This window comes from Vibrio sp. 2017_1457_13 (genome assembly GCF_030851525.1).
Taxonomy (GTDB): Bacteria; Pseudomonadota; Gammaproteobacteria; order Enterobacterales; family Vibrionaceae; genus Vibrio; species Vibrio metschnikovii.
Genome location: NZ_VHTA01000007.1, coordinates 215,846 through 236,734, shown reverse-complemented (window position 1 = coordinate 236,734; position 20,889 = coordinate 215,846). Strand labels below are relative to the sequence as shown.

20 protein-coding genes and 1 other RNA gene are annotated in these 20,889 nt (G+C 44.3%); 13 read left to right on the top strand and 8 right to left on the bottom strand.

From position 1 onward, the window contains the following. Window positions 1–114: 114 nt before the first annotated feature. Window positions 115–482, bottom strand: a transfer-messenger RNA (tmRNA) gene (gene ssrA, locus FKN88_RS12105). Window positions 483–550: 68 nt separating this feature from the next. After that, on the bottom strand, window positions 551–1,036 hold the full coding sequence (gene smpB / locus FKN88_RS12100) for an SsrA-binding protein SmpB (protein ID WP_004395790.1): 486 nt from the start codon (window positions 1,034–1,036) through the stop codon (window positions 551–553). 281 nt (window positions 1,037–1,317) lie between these two features. Here smpB and FKN88_RS12095 point away from each other — a divergent pair, with 281 nt between their 5' ends. Continuing rightward, the gene (locus FKN88_RS12095; RefSeq protein WP_154168846.1) at window positions 1,318–1,752 is read left to right on the top strand and encodes an SRPBCC family protein; all 435 of its coding nucleotides are present in this window, start codon (window positions 1,318–1,320) and stop codon (window positions 1,750–1,752) included. After that, window positions 1,749–2,072, top strand: a complete 324-nt coding sequence (locus FKN88_RS12090; protein WP_040904612.1) for an RnfH family protein — start codon at window positions 1,749–1,751, stop codon at window positions 2,070–2,072. Before FKN88_RS12095 ends, FKN88_RS12090 begins: the two co-directional genes overlap by 4 nt. A gap of 139 nt (window positions 2,073–2,211) precedes the next feature. On the opposite strand, the gene bamE is transcribed toward FKN88_RS12090, so the two are convergent. The 3 genes from bamE to nadK all read right to left on the bottom strand — a co-directional run bounded on the left by bamE (window position 2,212) and on the right by nadK (window position 5,388). Beyond that, complete coding sequence (gene bamE / locus FKN88_RS12085; protein ID WP_040904610.1) at window positions 2,212–2,571, bottom strand: outer membrane protein assembly factor BamE; 360 nt, start codon at window positions 2,569–2,571, stop codon at window positions 2,212–2,214. 147 nt (window positions 2,572–2,718) lie between these two features. Next, window positions 2,719–4,383 carry a DNA repair protein RecN gene (gene recN / locus FKN88_RS12080; protein ID WP_004395786.1) on the bottom strand — a complete coding sequence of 555 codons (1,665 nt, stop codon included), beginning with the start codon at window positions 4,381–4,383 and terminating at the stop codon, window positions 2,719–2,721. 120 nt (window positions 4,384–4,503) lie between these two features. Beyond that, window positions 4,504–5,388, bottom strand: a complete 885-nt coding sequence (nadK, locus tag FKN88_RS12075; protein ID WP_154168844.1) for an NAD(+) kinase — start codon at window positions 5,386–5,388, stop codon at window positions 4,504–4,506. A 144-nt stretch (window positions 5,389–5,532) separates the two neighbouring features. Between nadK and grpE the strand changes: the two genes are divergently transcribed. The 5 genes from grpE (at window position 5,533) to FKN88_RS12050 (ending at window position 12,016) form a co-directional block, all read left to right on the top strand. After that, a complete protein-coding gene (grpE, locus tag FKN88_RS12070; protein WP_154170689.1) occupies window positions 5,533–6,132 on the top strand; it encodes a nucleotide exchange factor GrpE in 600 nt (199 codons plus the stop codon). Between the two features lie 304 nt (window positions 6,133–6,436). Further along, entirely contained in the window at window positions 6,437–8,341 is a 1,905-nt protein-coding gene (dnaK, locus tag FKN88_RS12065) for a molecular chaperone DnaK (protein ID WP_004395783.1), read from the top strand. Window positions 8,342–8,549: 208 nt separating this feature from the next. Further along, window positions 8,550–9,698 (top strand): molecular chaperone DnaJ, encoded by a 1,149-nt coding sequence (dnaJ, locus tag FKN88_RS12060; protein WP_154168842.1) that lies wholly within the window; start codon window positions 8,550–8,552, stop codon window positions 9,696–9,698. Window positions 9,699–9,967: 269 nt separating this feature from the next. Further along, complete coding sequence (locus FKN88_RS12055) at window positions 9,968–11,254, top strand: DEAD/DEAH box helicase (protein WP_158138020.1); 1,287 nt, start codon at window positions 9,968–9,970, stop codon at window positions 11,252–11,254. 141 nt (window positions 11,255–11,395) lie between these two features. Beyond that, window positions 11,396–12,016, top strand: coding sequence for a LysE family translocator (locus FKN88_RS12050; RefSeq protein WP_004395779.1), 621 nt, complete (start codon window positions 11,396–11,398; stop codon window positions 12,014–12,016). A gap of 37 nt (window positions 12,017–12,053) precedes the next feature. On the opposite strand, the gene FKN88_RS12045 is transcribed toward FKN88_RS12050, so the two are convergent. Next, on the bottom strand, window positions 12,054–12,503 hold the full coding sequence (locus tag FKN88_RS12045) for a type IV pilin protein (RefSeq protein WP_154168840.1): 450 nt from the start codon (window positions 12,501–12,503) through the stop codon (window positions 12,054–12,056). Between the two features lie 97 nt (window positions 12,504–12,600). Between FKN88_RS12045 and FKN88_RS12040 the strand changes: the two genes are divergently transcribed. From FKN88_RS12040 to FKN88_RS12020, 5 genes are all read left to right on the top strand, one after another. Beyond that, on the top strand, window positions 12,601–13,134 hold the full coding sequence (locus FKN88_RS12040; RefSeq protein ID WP_154168838.1) for a GspH/FimT family pseudopilin: 534 nt from the start codon (window positions 12,601–12,603) through the stop codon (window positions 13,132–13,134). Then, on the top strand, window positions 13,115–13,762 hold the full coding sequence (locus tag FKN88_RS12035) for a pilus assembly protein PilW (protein ID WP_306687654.1): 648 nt from the start codon (window positions 13,115–13,117) through the stop codon (window positions 13,760–13,762). Before FKN88_RS12040 ends, FKN88_RS12035 begins: the two co-directional genes overlap by 20 nt. Next, window positions 13,759–14,979 carry a hypothetical protein gene (locus tag FKN88_RS12030; protein WP_154168834.1) on the top strand — a complete coding sequence of 407 codons (1,221 nt, stop codon included), beginning with the start codon at window positions 13,759–13,761 and terminating at the stop codon, window positions 14,977–14,979. Before FKN88_RS12035 ends, FKN88_RS12030 begins: the two co-directional genes overlap by 4 nt. Beyond that, the gene (locus tag FKN88_RS12025; protein ID WP_004395777.1) at window positions 14,969–15,379 is read left to right on the top strand and encodes a prepilin-type N-terminal cleavage/methylation domain-containing protein; all 411 of its coding nucleotides are present in this window, start codon (window positions 14,969–14,971) and stop codon (window positions 15,377–15,379) included. Before FKN88_RS12030 ends, FKN88_RS12025 begins: the two co-directional genes overlap by 11 nt. A gap of 583 nt (window positions 15,380–15,962) precedes the next feature. After that, a complete protein-coding gene (locus tag FKN88_RS12020; RefSeq protein WP_004395776.1) occupies window positions 15,963–17,522 on the top strand; it encodes an AbgT family transporter in 1,560 nt (519 codons plus the stop codon). Between the two features lie 146 nt (window positions 17,523–17,668). Here the strand turns inward: FKN88_RS12020 and fghA are convergent, their stop codons facing one another. Both fghA and FKN88_RS12010 read right to left on the bottom strand, forming a co-directional pair. Beyond that, window positions 17,669–18,514, bottom strand: a complete 846-nt coding sequence (fghA, locus tag FKN88_RS12015) for an S-formylglutathione hydrolase (RefSeq protein ID WP_154168832.1) — start codon at window positions 18,512–18,514, stop codon at window positions 17,669–17,671. Window positions 18,515–18,573: 59 nt separating this feature from the next. Continuing rightward, window positions 18,574–19,719, bottom strand: a complete 1,146-nt coding sequence (locus FKN88_RS12010) for an S-(hydroxymethyl)glutathione dehydrogenase/class III alcohol dehydrogenase (protein ID WP_154168830.1) — start codon at window positions 19,717–19,719, stop codon at window positions 18,574–18,576. Window positions 19,720–19,896: 177 nt separating this feature from the next. Between FKN88_RS12010 and FKN88_RS12005 the strand changes: the two genes are divergently transcribed. Further along, window positions 19,897–20,769, top strand: coding sequence for a LysR family transcriptional regulator (locus FKN88_RS12005; RefSeq protein WP_306687653.1), 873 nt, complete (start codon window positions 19,897–19,899; stop codon window positions 20,767–20,769). Window positions 20,770–20,889: the final 120 nt, after the last annotated feature.

Below are 20,889 nucleotides of genomic sequence, written 5' to 3'. Positions count from 1 at the left end.
TAAAAGTCAAAGATGCAGTGAAACGTCCTGAGATACCATGATACTCTAAGTTGTTGATTTGTGGTTGTTGCAGGCAAGAAAAAAGACGTCCTGAGACGTCTTTAAACTATGAGTTGGTGGAGCTGGCGGGATTTGAACCCGCGTCCGAAAATCATTCATCATTGGTACTACATGCTTAGTCGATCTTTAATTTCACCGTCAAACTGCGAACCGACACGCTATCTAATGGCTATCCTGAATTCATTTTAATGCTTTGTCTCTCAGGCGGGAGACGCGGCACGAGCTTGTTTGGTTTTGACTCTCTGTTATTCCCCGTCTTACGAGCGGAAGCTAGGGCAGAAAGGCTCTCAGCAGGGTATTAAGCTGCTAGTGCGTAGTTTTCGTCGTTTGCGACTATTTTTTTGCGGTTTGTTAACGAGGCCTACCGCACCTCGGCATGCACCTCAGACTTCAAAATTCCCGTCGAATCCAGAATCAGCCCCAGAGGTAGTTGGTGCATAGTACCAGAATCAAAGATTCTGTCTAGCATCAAATGGTTAAGTGGTTACAATTAGCGCAATGAACTCTTCATCACACGTGCTTTTTCTCTTGCCCAGTCTTTTTCTTTGAGATCATCACGTTTATCGTGCAGTTTTTTACCTTTTGAAACGCCGACTTTGATTTTGACCCAAGAGCGTGACCAGTATAACGACAGTGCCGTTAACGTCATCCCTTCGCGATTAATGCGGCCAAACAGGTTATCGAGTTCACGGCGGGAAAGCAGTAATTTTCGAACACGAGTTGGGTTGGCAACCACGTGAGTTGAGGCTTGTTGTAATGGAGTAATCGTCATACCCGAGATAAAGGCTTCGCCGTCTCGCAAGAAAACATAGCTTTCAGCAATATTCGCTTTACCTTGACGGAGGGATTTTACTTCCCAGCCTTGAAGCTCTAAACCTGCTTCCACTTCATCTTCGATAAAGTATTCATGGCGAGCTTTTTTATTGAGCGCGATAGTGCTACTACCCGCTTTCTTCGTTGATTTTTTCTTTACCATAGTGGATGCATTTTACGGATTGGTTAAAAGTTAAGGAATGTTTTTTCTTGCTGTAGCATAAGGATATCCCTAAGTAACTTCAAGCAGTTCAAGGTGCAATCTGTCAGTAAAGCGAGTCGTGAGCGGTATTTTGCGCTTTATTGACCCCATTGATTGGCTGTGGCTCATGTTTAGACGGTGCTAAATGTTAACTTTGGTCAGAAAGCGCACTGAGCTTGAGGTGAGCTAGGGATAAACGTACAATTCGGACTATCGTAATCGCTGAGATAAAAGAGGAAATAATGAAGCAAGTCTGTCGCTCGGCTTTAGTATCGTTTAGTGCTGAGCAGATGTTTCATTTAGTCAATGATGTGGCGAGCTATCCCGAATTTTTGCCGGGCTGTTCTGGCTCACGCATTTTAGAGTCTTCAGCAGATAAAATGATCGCCTCGGTCGATGTATCCAGAGCGGGGATCAGCAAAACGTTCACTACAGCCAATGAGCTGCGTCCTGCTGAGTCGATCATCATGCATTTGGTTGATGGCCCTTTTCAAACTTTGCGGGGAGGTTGGTATTTTACCCCATTGGATGAGCATGCCTGTAAGGTTGAGTTGAAGTTAGAGTTTGAATTTTCCAGCAAAATGATTGAACTCGCCTTTGGAAAAATTTTTACAGAGTTGACCAGTAATATGGTTAATGCGTTTACCCAACGAGCGAAGCAGGTGTACGCCTTATGAGTATTGAGTCAGATAGGATTCATGTGGAAGTGGTTTATGCATTGCCTCATGAACAGCGGGTGATGACGTTAGTTGTCAATCGTCATATGACGGTAGAAGAAATCATTCAAACATCGGGCATTTTAAGTCTTTACCCAGAGATCGATCTTAGTAAAAACAAAGTTGGCGTCTTTAGCCGTAATGTAAAACTGGATGCGACGGTGCGAGATCATGACCGAATTGAAATTTACCGTCCTTTGTTAGCCGATCCTAAAGACATTCGCCGTAAGCGTGCTGAGCAAGCCAAATTAGCCAGTTCAAGCGCGACTAAGAAAGCCTAGTCGTGGTTTGAGGTTGTATTTGTGATCGCTCGGTGAGTGATTGTTCGCCTTAACGACTAAAAAGCCCATCCAGATTATGAACAACTGGATGGGCTTTTTGTATAGTAATCAGTTTGTTTCAGATCATCAGTGAGTTGCTTTAATTGAGGGTTTCAAAAAAGGTGTCGCTAGGCTGAAAATCACCAGACAGTTCAATCAGTTGACCTGCATCATTAAAGTTTACGATTAGGTTTTTTTGCACTGATGGATTGTGACCGGGAGTATGATGGTAGATGTAGTACCAAGTATTAGGAAAGCCATTTTCGATCAGCATCGGTGAACCTAAAACAAAACGGACTTGTTCTTTGGTCATGCCAAATTTGAGTTGTTCAACAGCTTGTTGCTCAACGTAATTTCCTTGGTTTATATCAATACGATACACCAAACGTTCTAAAACAGAGCAGCCGGATAACATCGTCACGGCAAGAGGGATGGCAACAAGCCATTTGGTTAACTGCATAGGTAATATTCTACTACTGGTAAGTGTCAAAACTAGGGTGATAATAAACAAGCCCAGAGCAGAAGTAAAAACTTCACGCCACTCTGAGCTTGTTCAGACTACAAATTTTGAATTAGGTTGCAAACCTTAGCAGAAAAAATGTTTTTATTAAGCTGCAATCAGTAATTCTTTGGCATTCGCTAAAGTCGATGGTGTGATTTGACTTCCACCGAGCAAGCGAGCGAGTTCAGCGATTCTTTGTTCTTCACTGAGTTTGACCATTTGCGTTTCGGTCTTGCCGCCTTTGGTCTGTTTGGCAACAAACAGTTGATGATGACCACAACCAGCGACCTGAGGTAGGTGAGTAACACAAAGGACTTGGGTCGATTCGCCTAACTTACGCAGCATTTTTCCAACCACCGCAGCGGTTGGCCCAGAAATACCGACATCGACTTCATCAAATATTAAGCTCGGAGTATCAATTTTTTGAGCGGTAATGACTTGAATCGCTAGCGAGATACGTGATAACTCACCTCCAGAGGCAACTTTGGCAATCGGTTGTAATGGTTGTCCTGGATTGGTTGAGACTAAAAACGTTACATGATCAAACCCAAGCGGAGAGGGTTGCCCTTGATGCTGAACCACATCAATTTTGAATTGCGCTTTTTCCATACTCAGTTCATGCATACTAAGACTGATCAGCTTATCTAACTCCTTGGCATAACGACTGCGTGATTTATGGAGCTTTTCTGCGCAGCTTGCAAAGGTTTGGTAGTGGACAGCGACGTCATTTTCCAGTTCTTGGATTTTTTCTTCGGAGCAATCGAGTAAGGCAATTTGCTGTAAAAGTGCCTGATGATGTTGATACAATTCTTCTGGCAGAACATGGTGCTTACGGGCGAGCGAGAGCACCCGAGAGTAACGCTCCTCAACGTAAGACATGCGTTCTGGGTCAACATCAATGTGATCCAAATAGGCGCGTAACTCGTTGTTGGTTTCTTCAAGTTGAATCATGGCTTCGTTGAGCATAGTCGGCAGCGTGTTCAACTGAGCGTCCATTTCGGCCAGTTCAATCAAGGTATGGCTGACGGTCTGCAATAAGTTCAACGCATTCACTTCTTCACTTTCATACAGTAAGTTAATCGCTTTTTGGCAGTTAATAGCCAGATCGCCACTGTTGGATAATCGTTTATGCTCTTGTTCTAATTCGATGAATTCTTCTTCACCTAGCGCCAGTTCATTGAGTTCTTTGATTTGATATTCAAGAAGCTGTAATTGAGCTTGGTTCTGTTGGCTGTTTTCACGTAACTGTTTTAAATGGTGGTTAACTTGACGCCACTGTTGATAGGCCAGTCGAGTTTGCTTGAGCAGATCAAGATGTCCGGCATATTGATCGAGCATAGCCAGTTGCAATTCGGGTTTCATCAGTTGCTGATGGGCGTGTTGACCGTGAATATTGATCAGCAGTTGGCCTAGCGATTTTAGTTGCGAAAGAGGGACTGGACTGCCGTTAATAAAGGCCCTTGAACGCCCATCTTTACTAATGATTCTACGCAAAATGCACTCTTTACCATCCAGTAAATCATTGTCTTCTAACCATCGTGTGGCGTGCAAATTGTTATCAAGAATAAAAGCGGCGCTGACTTCCGTCTTTTCTTCATCTTGACGCACCATGCTGGCTTCGGCTCGCCCTCCTAGGCATAAACTGAGAGCATCAATGGCAATGGATTTACCCGCACCCGTTTCACCGGTGATGGTGGTCATACCTTTAGACAGTTCAAGTTGCAGTGATTTTACAATCGCAAAATTATTTACACTAAGATGAGCCAGCATTTGTGCACCTGTATAATTAAACAATACTGTATATAGCAACAGTATATACTGTTTCTTTATACAGTAAAGTTGTCCAGGAGGAAAAATTTAACTCAGATCACGGCTGGTCAATGGTAAACATTAAAACAACTTACTTGACCAGCCTAATTTATTACGTAATACACGATAATAGCTGTAATCTTTGGGGTGAATCAGCCTGAGTACATTTGGGCTTTGGTAAATATGGACTTCATCACCGGGTGAAACAGGCAACGAAACCTGCCCGTCGCAGCTGACTTCTTGAATCCCTCGGTTATCTGGTGATACGACTAACTTAATGCGTCGATTGCCATCAACCACCAAAGGGCGACAGGATAAGGTATGTGGAAACATGGGGACTAAAGTAATTGCATTTAAACTGGGCGATAAAATCGGTCCGCCCCCTGATAATGAATAAGCGGTTGACCCAGTGGGCGTTGAGACAATTAAGCCATCAGAACGCTGTGAAAAGGCGAAGTTATCATCGATATACACCTCAAACTCGATCATATGTGCGATTTTCCCAGGGTGCAGGACCGCTTCATTGAGCGCTGCATTATGGCTTTTTACTTGGCCGTGACGATGAATTTCTGCTTCGAGTAGAAAACGGGTTTCTTCAATATAATCGCCAGCTAATACGGCCGTTAATTGCTCTTCAAAGTCATCCGGATTGAGATCGGTTAAAAAACCAAGGTTGCCACGGTTGACCCCAATCACCGATATATCAAAACGTGATAGCACGCGCGCGGCACCAAGCATGTTGCCATCTCCTCCGACAACGATGGCTAAATCAGCCACCTTGCCAAGTTCGACTAAGCTGGCAAAATGCTCGCTAGGGATATCGGTTAAAATTTCACGCAAACGATCATCAATCAGTACTGACTTTCCCATCGAGGTGAGCCAAGCGTACAGTTCGTTATGTGTCTGAATTGCTTGTTTATTTCTTGGTTTACCTATGATCGCGATCACTGTAAATGGATTTTTCATACGTTTTCCAACTGAATTGGGCTTGAATCAGAATTCTTCATCCCCATAATAAGGGCAAGTGACGCTTTTATGCGAATGTTTGTGTCAAGAAACCAAGATAATGTGGTTCTTTTGCACAATCTTGATAGGAATTCTGGAGAGATCATGAGCCAAGAAGAGAAAAAAATCCAAGAAGAAGAACTGCAACAAGCAGTAGATACCGAAGCTGACGTTGTGGGAACCGATGCCGATATTGATTGGAACCACGAGGTTGACTCAGAAGAAGGCCAAGAAACGAAAATTGCTCAATTAGAAGCGGCGTTACTGGCCAGTGAAGCTCGCGCTAAGGAAAATCATGAAGCGATGCTGCGTGCCTTGGCTGATGTCGAGAACATGCGCCGTCGCTCCGAGCAAGAAGTCGATAAAGCGCGCAAGTATGCTCTTGGCCGTTTTGTCGAAGAGTTACTGCCGGTGCTGGATAATATTGAGCGCGCGATTGACGCGGCAGATTGTGAAAACGAGGTGATTAAACCTTTCCTTGAAGGTGTTGAGCTAACGCATAAGAGTTTTGTCGATGCGGTGACGAAATTTGGCGTGTCGGTCATTAATCCTGAAGGTGAAACCTTTAATCCTGAGTTCCATCAAGCGATGTCGATTCAAGAGAGCGCTGATCATGCATCGAATACCGTAATGTTTGTGATGCAGAAAGGTTATGAACTCAACGGTCGCGTTGTTCGTCCGGCGATGGTGATGGTTGCTAAATAACGTCGTTGATTAACAACGGGTTATTGTTGTTGAAGCGAAGTCAGTTAGGCTTCGCTTCTTGTTTTTAGAGTGTGGGGTTATACCCAGTTGTCGACGCTATGGCAGATAACTCGGTATATCGTCATTAAAAATTAGATTTTTTTACTATTCCCCCTTGAAATGCATGGGCTCGCCCTTATCTATGGGGCATAAGAGAAGCAAACATTCACGTTTTTGTTTGTGATCGGGGTTGAATCCCGATTCTCCACCCCCACATAAGGGGTATAGCAAAAAACGAACATAGAATTATTTTGGAGATAGCCTGATGGGTAGAATCATTGGTATTGACTTAGGTACGACAAACTCATGTGTTGCTGTATTAGACGGTAACAAACCTCGTGTGATTGAAAACGCAGAGGGCGAGCGTACAACCCCTTCTGTTATTGCTTACACAGATGGTGAAACCTTGGTTGGTCAGCCAGCCAAACGTCAAGCGGTAACCAACCCTGAAAATACGCTATTTGCAATCAAGCGTCTGATCGGTCGCCGTTTTGAAGATGAAGAAGTTCAGCGTGATATTGAAATCATGCCTTATAAAATTGTCCGTGCTGATAATGGCGATGCGTGGGTTGAAGCTCGTGGCCAAAAAATGGCGGCACCACAAGTCTCTGCTGAAGTTCTGAAAAAAATGAAGAAAACGGCGGAAGACTTTCTTGGTGAGAAAGTCACTGGCGCTGTCATTACTGTACCTGCTTATTTTAACGATGCACAACGTCAAGCGACTAAAGACGCTGGCCGTATTGCGGGTCTAGAAGTTAAACGTATCATTAACGAACCAACCGCAGCGGCTCTCGCGTATGGTCTAGATAAGCAAGGCGGCGATCGCGTTATCGCGGTTTATGACCTCGGTGGTGGTACTTTCGATATTTCTATCATCGAAATTGACGAAGTTGAAGGCGAGAAAACCTTTGAAGTATTAGCAACCAACGGTGATACCCACCTTGGTGGTGAAGACTTCGATAACCGTATGATCAACTACTTGGTGGATGAGTTCAAGAAAGAGCAAGGCATCAACCTGAAAAGCGATCCACTCGCGATGCAGCGTTTGAAAGAAGCGGCAGAAAAAGCGAAAATCGAACTGTCTTCTGCTCAGCAAACTGACGTTAATCTGCCTTACATTACGGCTGATGCGACAGGTCCTAAACACATGAACATTAAAGTGACTCGTGCGAAACTTGAGTCATTAGTGGAAGACTTGGTACAACGCTCTCTTGAGCCATTAAAAGTTGCACTAGCGGATGCGGATTTGTCAGTAAAAGACATTACCGATGTTATCTTGGTTGGTGGTCAAACACGTATGCCAATGGTTCAGAAGAAAGTCGCTGAATTTTTTGGTAAAGAAGCTCGTAAAGACGTTAACCCAGATGAAGCGGTAGCCGTTGGCGCTGCAGTTCAAGGCGGTGTTCTTGCTGGTGAAGTGAAAGACGTTCTACTGCTTGACGTAACCCCTCTGTCTCTTGGTATTGAGACTATGGGTGGCGTAATGACTAAGTTGATTGAGAAAAATACGACCATTCCAACTAAAGCGAATCAAGTATTTTCAACAGCAGAAGATAACCAAAGTGCAGTAACGATTCATGTTCTACAAGGTGAGCGTAAGCAAGCGATGTATAACAAGTCGCTAGGTCAATTCAACCTAGAAGGCATTAATGCTGCGCCACGTGGTATGCCACAAATTGAAGTGACTTTCGATTTGGATGCTGACGGTATCTTGCATGTCTCTGCTAAAGATAAGCAAACCGGTAAAGAGCAAAACATCACTATCCAAGCGTCTGGTGGTTTGAGCGAAGCTGAAATCGAGAAAATGGTTCAAGAAGCGGAAGCAAACAAAGAAGCAGATAAGAAGTTTGAAGAGTTGGCAACCACTCGTAACCAAGCTGACCAAATGATCCACGCAACGCGTAAGCAAGTGGAAGAAGCGGGTGATGCGCTACCTGCTGATGAAAAAGAGAAAATTGAAGCGGCAATTAATGAGCTAGAAACAGCGAAGAAAGGCGAAGATAAAGCCGAGATCGATGCGAAAGTTCAAGCGCTGATGGCTGCTGCTCAAAAACTGATGGAAATTGCTCAGCAACAGGCTCAAGCACAAAATGCGGGCGCTGAACAGCAATCTACACAAGACGATGTTGTGGATGCTGAGTTTGAAGAAGTGAAAGACGACAAGAAATAAGCGTTCTTGACTCGGCAGTATTTCTGCCGAGAGTCTGAAACGGTCTGATTGCGGGCGTTTGGGGGAACTCTAACGCCCGTAAATTTGTGGTGATATCCGTGTCTATAAAGATAAGGGAACCATCAATGATACCCTTAGCACCTTTATCTATATTGATACAAACACCGAGCGGTGAACCCGTTGGTAGTAATAATTGGTGATTTAAAACATGTCAAAACGTGATTTTTACGAAGTATTAGGCGTTAGCCGTGATGCCTCAGAGCGCGATATTAAAAAGGCCTATAAGCGCCTAGCAATGAAATTCCACCCCGATCGCAATCCGGGTGATGCCAGTGCTGCGGATAAGTTTAAAGAAGTAAAAGAAGCGTACGAAATTCTAACTGATCCGCAAAAGAAAGCGGCCTATGATCAATATGGTCATCGAGCTTTTGAACAAGGCGCTGGTGGCTTTGGCGGCGGCGGTTTTAGTGGTGGCGGTGCCGATTTTGGAGATATCTTCGGCGATGTCTTCGGTGATATTTTTGGCGGTGGTCGCCGTGGCGGTGGTGCTCCTCGTCCACAGCGTGGCGCAGATCTGCGTTACAATATGGAGTTGACCTTAGAAGAAGCGGTTCGTGGCTGCAGTAAAGAGATTGAGATCCCAACCCTGGTTCATTGTGACTCATGTGATGGATCCGGTGCCAAGAAAGGAACCTCAGCTCAAACCTGTGGAACGTGTCATGGTCACGGACAAGTGCAGATGCGTCAAGGCTTCTTTGCTGTTCAGCAGACCTGTCCTACCTGTCATGGTAAAGGCAAAATCATTAAAGATCCTTGTAATGTTTGTCATGGTCAAGGTCGCAAGCAGAAGACCAAAACCCTTAACGTCAAAATTCCTGCGGGAGTGGACACTGGGGATCGCATCCGTTTAGCTAACGAAGGTGAAGCGGGAGATATGGGCGCACCAGCCGGGGATTTATACGTACAAGTTCATGTTAAAGAACATCACATTTTTGAGCGTGATGGTAATAACTTATACTGTGAAGTCCCGGTGAGTTTTGCTATGGCTGCTTTAGGTGGTGAAGTTGAAGTGCCGACACTCGATGGGCGAGTGAATCTCAAAGTACCAGAAGAAACTCAAACCGGACGTATGTTCCGCATGCGTGGTAAAGGGGTTAAGAGTGTTCGTGGTGGTGCCATCGGTGATTTAATTGTCAAATTGGTGGTGGAAACGCCGGTTAAACTCAGTGCTCGTCAAAAAGAGTTACTCCGTGAGCTTGAAGACTCTTGTGGTGGAGATGCGGCAAATAAGCATAAACCGAAATCAGAGGGCTTTTTCAACGGTGTTAAAAAGTTTTTTGACGATTTGACCAGTTAACTAGCGCTATTTTATGTAATAAGGCTGGAAAGATGGATTTCCAGCCTTAACTCCCTTTCTGAGCTATGTCACACGGTCCTCTATCGTTATCGGGATTCGTTCACTTCGGTTTTCCAACCTATTACTTTAGACATTGAGACTATGCTTGTTGGTAACAAGAAGAGAATTTATCCGTAGTTACGATAAATGTGAGATAAATCACCCTAAATCCGCTATAGTGCTCGGCTAATATTAAGAATCATCGGCTGTCTGTTTAAGGAACCCGTTAAATGTCATTTTTATCTCAAGGTTTTGCCCCTGAATTGGTTAAAGCGCTAACAGAATGTGGTTATGAAAAATTAACCCCGATTCAGCAACAAGCGATCCCCGAGGCTCGCAAAGGGCATGATATTTTTGCAACGGCACAAACCGGAACAGGCAAAACAGCCGCGTTTTCATTACCGGTTATCCAACGCTTATTAGATAGTGGTAAAAAACCTTCTCCGCATACCGCGCGAGCGTTGATCTTAGCGCCAACTCGTGAATTAGCCGCTCAAATTGCCCAAAATATTAAAGACTACGTTAAATATACTTCGCTGAGTGTTACCGCCGTTTACGGCGGCAATAAAATGTCTTCGCAAGTGCGTCAGCTCGAGAGTGGGGTTGATATTTTAGTGGCAACACCAGGCCGTTTAGAAGAGCATTTAAGTGAAGGTAATGTCTCGCTGGCCAATTTAGAGTTTTTAGTTTTTGATGAAGCGGATCGTATTTTAGACATGGGATTTATTAATCCGGTACGTAAGATCATGCTGGAAGTTGAAACGTCACCACAAATCATGATGTTCTCAGCGACGACGTCTGCTCAGCTCAACCAATTAGCGGGTGATATTTTACGCAAGCCTAAACGGATTAATGCCGATCGTGTTAATACGACAGCAAGTACGGTTGCGCATGTGGTTTACCCTGTTGATCAAGAACGTAAAACCGAATTACTTTCTGAGTTAATAGGTCGTAAAAACTGGCAGCAAGTTTTGGTGTTTGTGAATTACAAAGAAACCGCCAATCAAGTGGTTAAAGAGCTCAAATTAGATGGCATTAAAGCCGTGATCTGTCATGGTGATAAAGGACAAAGTGCCCGTCGCCGTGCATTGGATGAATTTAAAGAGGGTAAAGCCCGTGTGATGGTCGCTACGGATGTTGCTGCGCGTGGACTTGATATTGTCGATCTGCCTCATGTCATTAACTATGATATGCCTTTTTTAGCAGAGGATTACGTGCATCGCATCGGTCGTACTGGCCGAGCGGGTAAGCAAGGTCATGCAGTATCGTTTGTCAGTCGTGAAGAAGAGTTAACGTTAATTCAGGTTGAGAATCTTATCCAGCAACGCATTCGCCGTGTCGAACAGCCTGGGTATGAGCCGAAAAAACGCGATGCTTACCTTGAAAAATTGCACACCAAAGCGGCTTTTAAAGATCGTCAAGGCCGTCGTAACAACCCTAATGAAGATAAGCCAGATCAAGCTTCTGCTGAACGTCGTTTATCAATGATGAACCGTTTAAAAAACCGCAACAAGTAATCGTACCATGATTGATAAAAAAGCTACTTTAGGTAGCTTTTTTGTTACTTGAAATACGCAAGACAACTGCGGTAGATTAGGGGGTCAATACCACGCTGTGGTTTCTCTTTTCTAACTCTCTCTTTTTCATTTGGATCGATCATGACGAGTGCGCTGCTTTTGGCCTTTGTGCCGACGTTCTTTTTTGTCTCTATCACCCCTGGTATGTGTATGACATTAGCACTGAGCTTGGGGATGAGCATTGGTTATCGACGTACTTTATGGATGATGTTCGGTGAACTGATTGGTGTTGCTGTGGTGGCGATGGCGGCAGTATTGGGGATGGCATCCGTTATGCTCAATTATCCTTGGTTATTTGCGGTATTTAAAACATTGGGTGCGGCATATCTTGGTTATATCGGGGTTCAAATGTGGCGCTCAAAAGGTAAATTAGCGTTGAATCAAAATGTTGAAACCCCTATTGTTCGTAAAGATTGGGATTTGATTGTCCAAGGCTTTGTCACTGCGATTGCTAATCCCAAAGGGTGGGCATTTATGATTGCGCTATTGCCGCCTTTTATTAATAGCCAAGCTCCGATTGCACCACAATTGTTCTGGTTGATTTCAATCATCATGATTTCGGAGTTTGTCTGTATGACGATTTACGCAACGGGCGGTAAAGGCTTGAAACGTGCTTTAGGTCATACCAATAACGTTCGCTTGATGAACCGGATTTCGGCAACGCTAATGCTCGCAGTCGCAGTCTGGCTTTTGTTGGGGTAATCTTTGCTATAGCTGATCTACGCTTGGCTCGTCTCATTTACCAGCATGCCCGAGGCAGCGCTTCACCATTACTTTTCAGTTCTAATTGATCATATTGTTCTCCGCGACAGGTATCGGTGTTTTGTCCTCTTTGTAGCAGTGGCTTAGCGATAATCGTGTATTGTTTATTATCTTTACTTGCTTGAACGGAGAGCTCAAAACGCTGAGCATCGTAATGACAGATTTGGCAATGACGATTTATCTCGTCAATGTCATCCTTAGAGTAACCCTCACTATGGCGATAGTTCTCTTCTAAATAGAGCTGTACTTTGGCCATATCAGCCATTACTTGGCGACGATGCCCCTCTTTCACAGAGTGGCTGTAAGTTGGGTAAGCAATACTTGCCAGCACACCGACGATCACCACGGCAATCATTAATTCGATCAGTGTCATGCCGCCCATCTTTTTGTGCAATTCATTGCATTTATTTATTCGAATCATGTCCATTCGTTCTGTTAACCAATCCTTGCCTAGTGTTGATTACTGTTAATATCGAGGCAAGTTGATTTACGACTATCTCTATGTTTGCAAAGGATTTTGGGAAATGGTTCGCGGCTTTACTCTTTTAGAACTGTTAATTACGGTCAGTATTGTGACACTGATGCTTGCCTTTGCTGCGCCGAGTTATCGTCAGGTAAATCAGCAAATTAAAATGACGGCACTGGCCAATGATTTACATGGCTTTTTTATGCAAGCCAAATCTGAGGCGGTGTTTCGTAATCAAGATGTATGGCTTCATGTAGAGGGGATGCCTTCTAATACTGGTGAGTGGCGTTTATTGCTATTTAGTCATGACAGTCAATCGACTCTTCATGATAGTGCACCGAGTTTGAATTCAGAAAGGGTTATTTCTGTATTGAGCGGCGATCGCTATCATAGCTTATCTGTCTCTTATAATAGTCGAATCAATCCAGTTAAATTTGAGCATGTTATGGGCAATCCGACGAGTGCTGGCAGTATTACGATTCAAGGGCAAATGAACGATAGTCAAGGTATTAAAGTAATGTTTCACAATGGTGCTGGACGAGTAAGGATCTGCAGTATTCAAGGAGAGTTGTATGGCTTTTCAGCGTGCTAAATACCGGCAATCGGGGGCCAGCTTAGTTGAATTTATGATAGCTAGCTTAGTAGGCAGCATCGCCTTGGCAATCATAGGTAGTGTCTTTCTCTCTAACCAGCGTGTAGCGTTGCAGCGTAGCCAACATATTATGCTTCAGCAACAAATGAGCATGGTGATGCATCAATTGAAACGCGATGTATTACGTGCTGGTTATAATGGTATCAATAATCATTCAGTCATATTTAGCGATCAAGATGACTTGCTGGCAGTAACCGAAACCTCGATAGGTTATGTCTATTATACCCCTCACTCTTCGTCTGGAAAATTCAGTCATACTTTGTATCGCTTAGATAACGGCATGTTGCGATATCGCCAAATAAATTGTACTCAAATTATAGATTATGAAAATTTTAAGTGTCCTGAAGATGAAGAGGAAGAGGAAAAGAACAAGTCAGCTTCTTTTTATAGCTTGTTTGAACCAAAACAAGTTCGAGTGACCCAATTTTCAGTCAAGCGTTTCCCTATTAACGGTCAGGCGGTACAAAGTGCAGTCATTTCGATTGATGTTAGTGCCTCTTTAGTTGCTAACCCTGCGGTGGCCCATTCGATGCAATTGCACATTACGCAAAGGAATTGGCAATCATGAAGCGTCATCAACAAGGCATCGCGACATTACTGATCACGGCGATATTACTCTCAATTACCTTAGTGATAACCCTTGGCTCGTATAAAAATTTGTTTTATCAAATTAAGCGAGCGCAAAATGAAGTGAGTGCTCGGCAAAGTTATTGGTTAGCCGAAGGCGGCGTTGAATGTTTGTATGCTTATATCGCACAAGACCCGACTAGAATTACTGGTTTATTAAAACAAGTTTCCGGTGAAGCCAATAATTGTAAACAGCAACTTCAGCTCGATGAATTGCAACTCATACCATTAGAAAATGGCGTGTATCGTATCCATGCACGTCAAGGATACGCACAGGTGAATAAGCAGATTTATTCATACACGACAGGCACTGGCGCAATTCAAACCAATGCGAATTTACGCTTAGTGGGAAGTTTTGAGATCCAACCGGAGGCCGTAGGAGAAGCCGATAACGACGGTTTTTATGATTGCATCGCAGTGCGTTATAAGTATCAAGTTGAGTTTCATCCAAGCTCAGGCAGTGGATTACAGACTCAAGATGCTGATGCTGGTACTAAACCTTGTAAACCTAATAGTAAAACCTCGATAGCAGGTAGCCGTGAAGGCGAATTTAGTACCAAAGATTCGCCAGAGTTTAAAACCGATTTTGTACAAGATAAGTATATTAAGCCGTTTGAGTCTTATTTTGGTCTCGCTTATACCCCTGCTAACTATCAAAAAATTAAGAGTGAACATTATCTAATTGAGCTGAACGCTGAGAAGTCGATCAATTGTAGTCATGTTATCCAACAGGCTTTTAAAAGTCATAAGAAAGTTTGGTTGCAGGGGGATTGTTTTATCAATGCTGGTTTCTCTGCACCGAATGGCCGTTCTTTAGTGGTAGAAAACGGTTTATTTGCGACGAATGGGGCTTCAGTGTATGGAGGCGCATTTTTTCATACGATTAATCCATCGATTCATCGGTTTTCCGATCCAACACAATTAGCGCTTGCTTGGCAAAAAGCACCGTTTTACGAGGTGATAAAGGACTTGTTAACGAGTAATACTGTGTACGTTGATCGTGGTGCTTTTCGACCGGATGGAGGAATCGTGTTTGATGCTGATGGTGCAGAAATAGTGATCGGCGGTGCGTTTGCTTTGCACTATAGATCGAGTAATAACCCCTATGAGCGCTTAGAGATCCTTTCATTACAACAGGGGAGCTGGAATGGATATTAAACAAAGAGGCTTTAGCCTGATTGAAGTGATGATTGCTTTTGTGCTCATCGGCGTTGGTGCGTTAAGTTTGGTTAAGTTGCAAACCTTTGTTGAGCAGCGTGCAGATTTTGCACAGCACAGCATTACTGCACTCAACCTTGCTGAGCAAAAATTAGAATGGTTTCGCACCCGCGGTGCTTCAGCCGCGACGGCGAGTTTAGTTGCGAGTTATCCTCATGACTTTGTTGATGGTGAGGATAGTCGTCATCCTCTCTACCTGTTGCAATGGAGCGTACCTTCAACCCAGTTGTCCGGTGCATTAAAAACTATCGTTGTTCAAGCCACTTGGAAAGACAGATATGGAAAAGATCAATCTGTCCAACTCAAAACGATGATTTCCCAACACAGCGAGTTTGATTAGAGGTTTTATTGCTTCGGGTTTATACAGATCCAATCAATATATTTTTGCATTATCTACCCTTTTTACTTGAAGCTGCAGCGGTGTTGGCTACTACGTTTTTTCACCCCAATTACATAGTTTGCCTATGCTCATGGGGATTCACTTACTTGCCGCCTACCTGCAACTCCAAGTCGTTTGGGTATCGACGTTACGATTTATCGCTAGCTTTATAGGTTGATTACTCAATTGTAAAGAGTGTTGTGGGTGGTTTGTTGATGCAATGTTGCTTTGATATAGCAAGGTTGGGCAAAGTGTCTCTGGATGTTTCAGTTGGTTTGGAATTTTGTGCTTCGCCTTGGCTTGTTTTATAGAATCTCATCATGGGCTATGACTCACAATAATTGAGCGCAGATATCGATAGGATGACGTCAATAAGATCAATCTATCAAAATGCACACTGTGACTCTAATTAATAAGCTATCTCCCTAAACACTTTGGTGTGCCCAGTTAGTGACGAACGAAGATCCATGAATAGGATTGGAAAGAGTTTTACCTCGTCATTAGTCAGGAAGGGGATAGGCACAACATGAACTAGGAACTACGGATGAGTAATCAAGCGGTAAACTCAGCACCTACGCAACCATTGAGTCGTATGGATCGTTTTTTAAATTTAATTGAGCGGGTGGGCAATAAAATCCCAGATCCTGCGATACTTTTTTTCTGGGCTCTCATTATCGTTTGGGTCGCTTCAGCTTTACTATCGCAGGCAAGCTTCGATTTAATCAATCCTCGTACTGGCGAAGCGCTGCAAGTGAATAATTTATTAACGGGCACCGAGCTAGCTAACTTTTTGGCCAATATGGTCACCACTTTCACCAGTTTTGCTCCATTAGGCATTGTACTTGTAGCGATGCTTGGTGTCGGTGTTGCTGATTCTTCCGGTTTTATCACCACTGGCTTGAAAAAAATGCTCAATTTTACTCCGGCGCAGTTATTAACGCCGATGTTAATTCTGGTGGCAATCGTCTCTCATACTGCGGCGGATGCTGGTTATGTGCTGGTTATTCCATTAGGCGGCATTATTTTTCATGCGGCGGGGCGTCATCCACTGGCTGGTATTGCGGCGGCCTTTGCTGGGGTATCAGGTGGTTTTGCCGCGAACTTCGTGCCTTCAGGAATTGATCCGCTACTCGCGGGCTTTACCCAAACCGCGGCTCAAGTGCTGGATCCAACTTATCAAGTGAACCCGCTTTCAAATATATTTTTTACCGGATTATCGTCGATGCTGATTGTCGGTATTGGTTGGTATGTCACGGAAAAAATCATCGAACCTCGCCTCAATAGTATGCCGATTGACGAAGATGCAGAAACTGCCCCTGATTTAGGTTCATTTTCCGCTATTGAGTCTAAAGCGTTTCGTTATGCTGGTGGCGCAATGCTGCTTGGTATTGGTTTACTGGTTGCCGCACTATGGCCAGAAACATCGGCGCTACGTTCCCCTGAAGGAGAATTGACTGCTTTTTCTGCGCCCGTGATGCGCTCTATTGTCCCTTTGATTTTCATCTTATTTATTATTCCCGGCATTGTTTACGGACGAGTTTCAGGAACGTTTAAAACCAATAATGATGTAATTAAAGCCATGTCCGCCACTATGTCGACCATGGGGGCGTACATCGTGATGGCGTTTTTCTGTGCGCAATTTTTGGCGGCCTTTAGCCAATCAAACATCGGTACTATGCTGGCGCTGTATGGCGCGGAAGGGCTAAAAGCGATGAACTTACCCGGACAAGCAACCATTGTCGGGATGATTTTATTGACCGCTATGGTCAACTTGTTGATAGGCTCCGCATCTGCAAAATGGGCACTAATTGGTCCAATTTTAGTGCCGATGTTGATGGCGGTTGGCATTTCCCCTGAACTGTCGCAAGCGGCGTATCGGGTGGGTGATTCGGTGTCGAATATCATTTCACCTTTGATGGTCTTCTTCCCATTGGTGGTGGTGTATTGCCAGCGCTATGTGAAGGGGGCGGGTATTGGTACTCTGGCGTCATTAATGATGCCGTACTCCATTGCCATGCTGATTGGCTGGACGGTTTTCCTTTTAGCCTATTGGGCACTGGGTATTCCCCTGGGTATTCAAGCGCCTTATACCTACTCTTTATAAGTCAACTGATAGCTGAGGGTTTGCTGTTTCGGCCATGAATAAGAGTAAATGATAATTAAAGCCTGCTGATATAGCAGGCTTTTTTACTATTGTTTAAGCAGGGATGGGAGATGAGTATCAGCCATGGATACCCGTTCAGTCGTTAACTAGCCTTTAAGATACTGTTCGTGAAACTCAAGATGATCGTTGATAAAACTCTGAATAAAGTAGTAGCTATGATCGTAACCAGCATGCAGGCGAAGGGTAAAATTTAACTCATTATTAATGGCTACGGCTTGTAAGGTTTCTGGTTTTAATTGTTCTTTTAAAAAGGGATCCGCTTCCCCTTGATCAACTAAGATAGGCAATGAAGTGCTTTGACGCTTAAGTAACGCAACGGCATCATAGTCTTGCCACGTTAGTTGATCCTCGCCAAGGTAGTGTCGAAACGCTTTTTGTCCCCAAGGACAATCGCTGGGATGACAAATCGGACTCAATGCCGAAATAGAGCAATAGCGCTGCGGATTTTTAATGCCGATGGTTAAAGCGCCATGCCCTCCCATGCTATGTCCGGCGATAGATCGACGTTGATTCACCGGAAAGTGCTGCTCGATCAGTGCTGGTAGCTCATCAACAATATAGCTGTACATTTGATAATGCTGCTTCCACGGTTCTTGAGTGGCATTAACGTAAAACCCAGCCCCCAGTCCTAAATCGTAAGCACCTTGTGGATCATCTGCGACAGACTCACCTCGCGGACTAGTATCTGCCGCAACAATCGCAATACCAAGTTCAGCCGCTTTACGAAAAGCGGCGGCTTTTTGCATAAAGTTTTCATCACTGCAGGTTAGCCCTGAAAGCCAGTACAACACCGGAACCGGAGTTTGAGGTGAAGCTTGTGGCGGCAGGTAAATCGCAAAACGCATCTCACAATTTAGTACCGATGAGGTATGTTGATACTGTTTATGCCAACCAGAAAATACTTTGGATTGACTGAGAGGGGTAAGGCTCATGAATACGGCTCCTAATTAGCGATGACTTAATGTCGCCAACGGAATGGCGACGACTAAGATTAAGCGGACGGTTGAGAGTGAAAATGCACCACGGAACGAATGCTTTCTCCGGAATGCATTAATTCAAAAGCTTCGTTGATCTTATCTAATGGCATGGTATGGGTAATAAATTCTTGTAAGCCAAATTCTCCGGCTAAGTATTGTTCGACGATAGCCGGTAATTGTGAGCGTCCTTTGACGCCGCCAAATGCACTGCCTCGCCATACTCGACCTGTTACTAACTGAAACGGACGTGTTGCGATCTCTTGCCCTGCACCCGCCACGCCAATGATCACTGATTCTCCCCAACCTTTATGGCAGCACTCTAAAGCTTGACGCATGACATTGACATTACCAATACACTCAAATGAGAAATCAACCCCGCCATCAGTCATTTCGACGATCACTTCCTGAATCGGTTTGGAAAACTGTTGCGGATTAATGCAGTCGGTCGCGCCCAGTTGCTGTGCTAAAGCAAACTTTTTCTCATTAATATCAATACCAATGATTCGACTGGCTCCTGCCATTCGAGCGCCAATAATCGCGGATAATCCGATCCCGCCAAGGCCAAAAATAGCAACGGTATCCCCTTGTTGAACTTTAGCCGTATTCAGTACCGCGCCCATACCGGTTGTTACACCGCAGCCGAGTAGACACACTTCTTCCAATGGTGCTTGTTTATTGACTTTGGCAAGCGAGATTTCAGGCAGTACGGTGTATTCAGAAAAGGTAGAGCAGCCCATATAGTGGTAAATCGGTTGCCCATCTTTATAAAAGCGAGTGGTGCCATCGGGCATTAATCCCTTACCTTGTGTTGCGCGTACCGCTTGGCATAAGTTGGTTTTCCCTGAAGTACAGAATTTGCATTCGCCACATTCGGCAGTGTAGAGCGGGATCACGTGATCACCGATTTCCACGCTAGTCACACCTTCACCGACCATTTCGACAATTCCGCCTCCTTCATGGCCAAGAATAGTCGGAAAAACCCCTTCTGGGTCTTCACCGGAAAGGGTAAAAGCATCGGTATGACAAACACCAGTGGCAACAATTCGTACCAATACTTCGCCTTTACGAGGCAGCATCACATCGACTTCTTCGATGCTCAGTGGTTGATTCGGGCCCCAAGCAATGGCGGCGCGTGATTTGATAAATTTATCTTGTGACATAATCTATTCCTTGCGATGAAGATAACGTTCAGTCGTGAGCGATTCATTTCACTGCTCACCACGAACTTAGTTAGGGAAGCCCTGCGGCTATAACAAGGTCAGTATAGTGCGTTATTTTATTGCTATAATCGGCTGAAAATAAGAATGACTTTTACAATTAAGTAATAATGAGGTGCTATGGCAAGTTGGGAAGGGGTTAATGAGTTTGTGGTCGTCGCTGAAATGGGGAGTTTTACGCAGGCGGCTGAGCGCTTACACACCTCCGTGGCGAATATCAGTCGACGGGTATTACAGCTTGAGGAGAGATTAGGCATAAAACTTTTGCTCAGAACCACACGCAAAGTGTCTTTGACGGAAGCGGGAATGCTGTATTACCAACAATGTAAAGTGTTGGTTGATGGTTTACTTCAGGCTGAGCAAGCGATAACGCAGATCCAACATACCCCAAGTGGCAAAATTAAAGTGACGGCTCCGGTAACGTATGGGGAGCAAAAAATAGCACCACTATTGCATGATTTTTTACTGCTTTATCCGCAGCTTGAGTTAGAGTTGGTGTTAACCAATCAGAAATTAGATTTGATTGATCAAGGGATTGATTTAGCGATACGTTTAGGGCAATTGGAGGATTCCAGTTTTATCGCTCGTAAACTCAGTGATCGTCGTTTATATGTCTGTGCCAGTGAGGACTATTTAGCGCAATACGGTACCCCCTATGCGTTATCTGAATTAACGCGTCACTCTTGTTTGATTGGTACCCACGATCATTGGCGTTTTAAGGAACATCAACAATCCAGAAGCATCAAAGTGAGTGGTCGAATTCGCTGTAGTAGTGGCATGGTACTGCTGGATGCTGCCTTGAAAGGTATGGGACTGGCACAGTTACCCGATTATTATGTCACGGAACCTTTAGCTCAGCGCCGTTTAGTCGAGGTGTTAGCGACTTTTCGAGATGATCGTGAAGGAGTATGGGCGCTGTATCCACAAAATCGCCACTTATCGACTAAGGTTCGTCTGTTGGTTGACCATCTAACTCAGCATTTATCGCTTTAAGCTTACCGGATAAAGCGGTTAACGATATACTTTCTATCCCCCGCGACTTGAAGCGACAGCGGTGGTGGCCACGTTCTCACATCGTTTATCTATATGGATGGCGACTCACGTACCCTAACG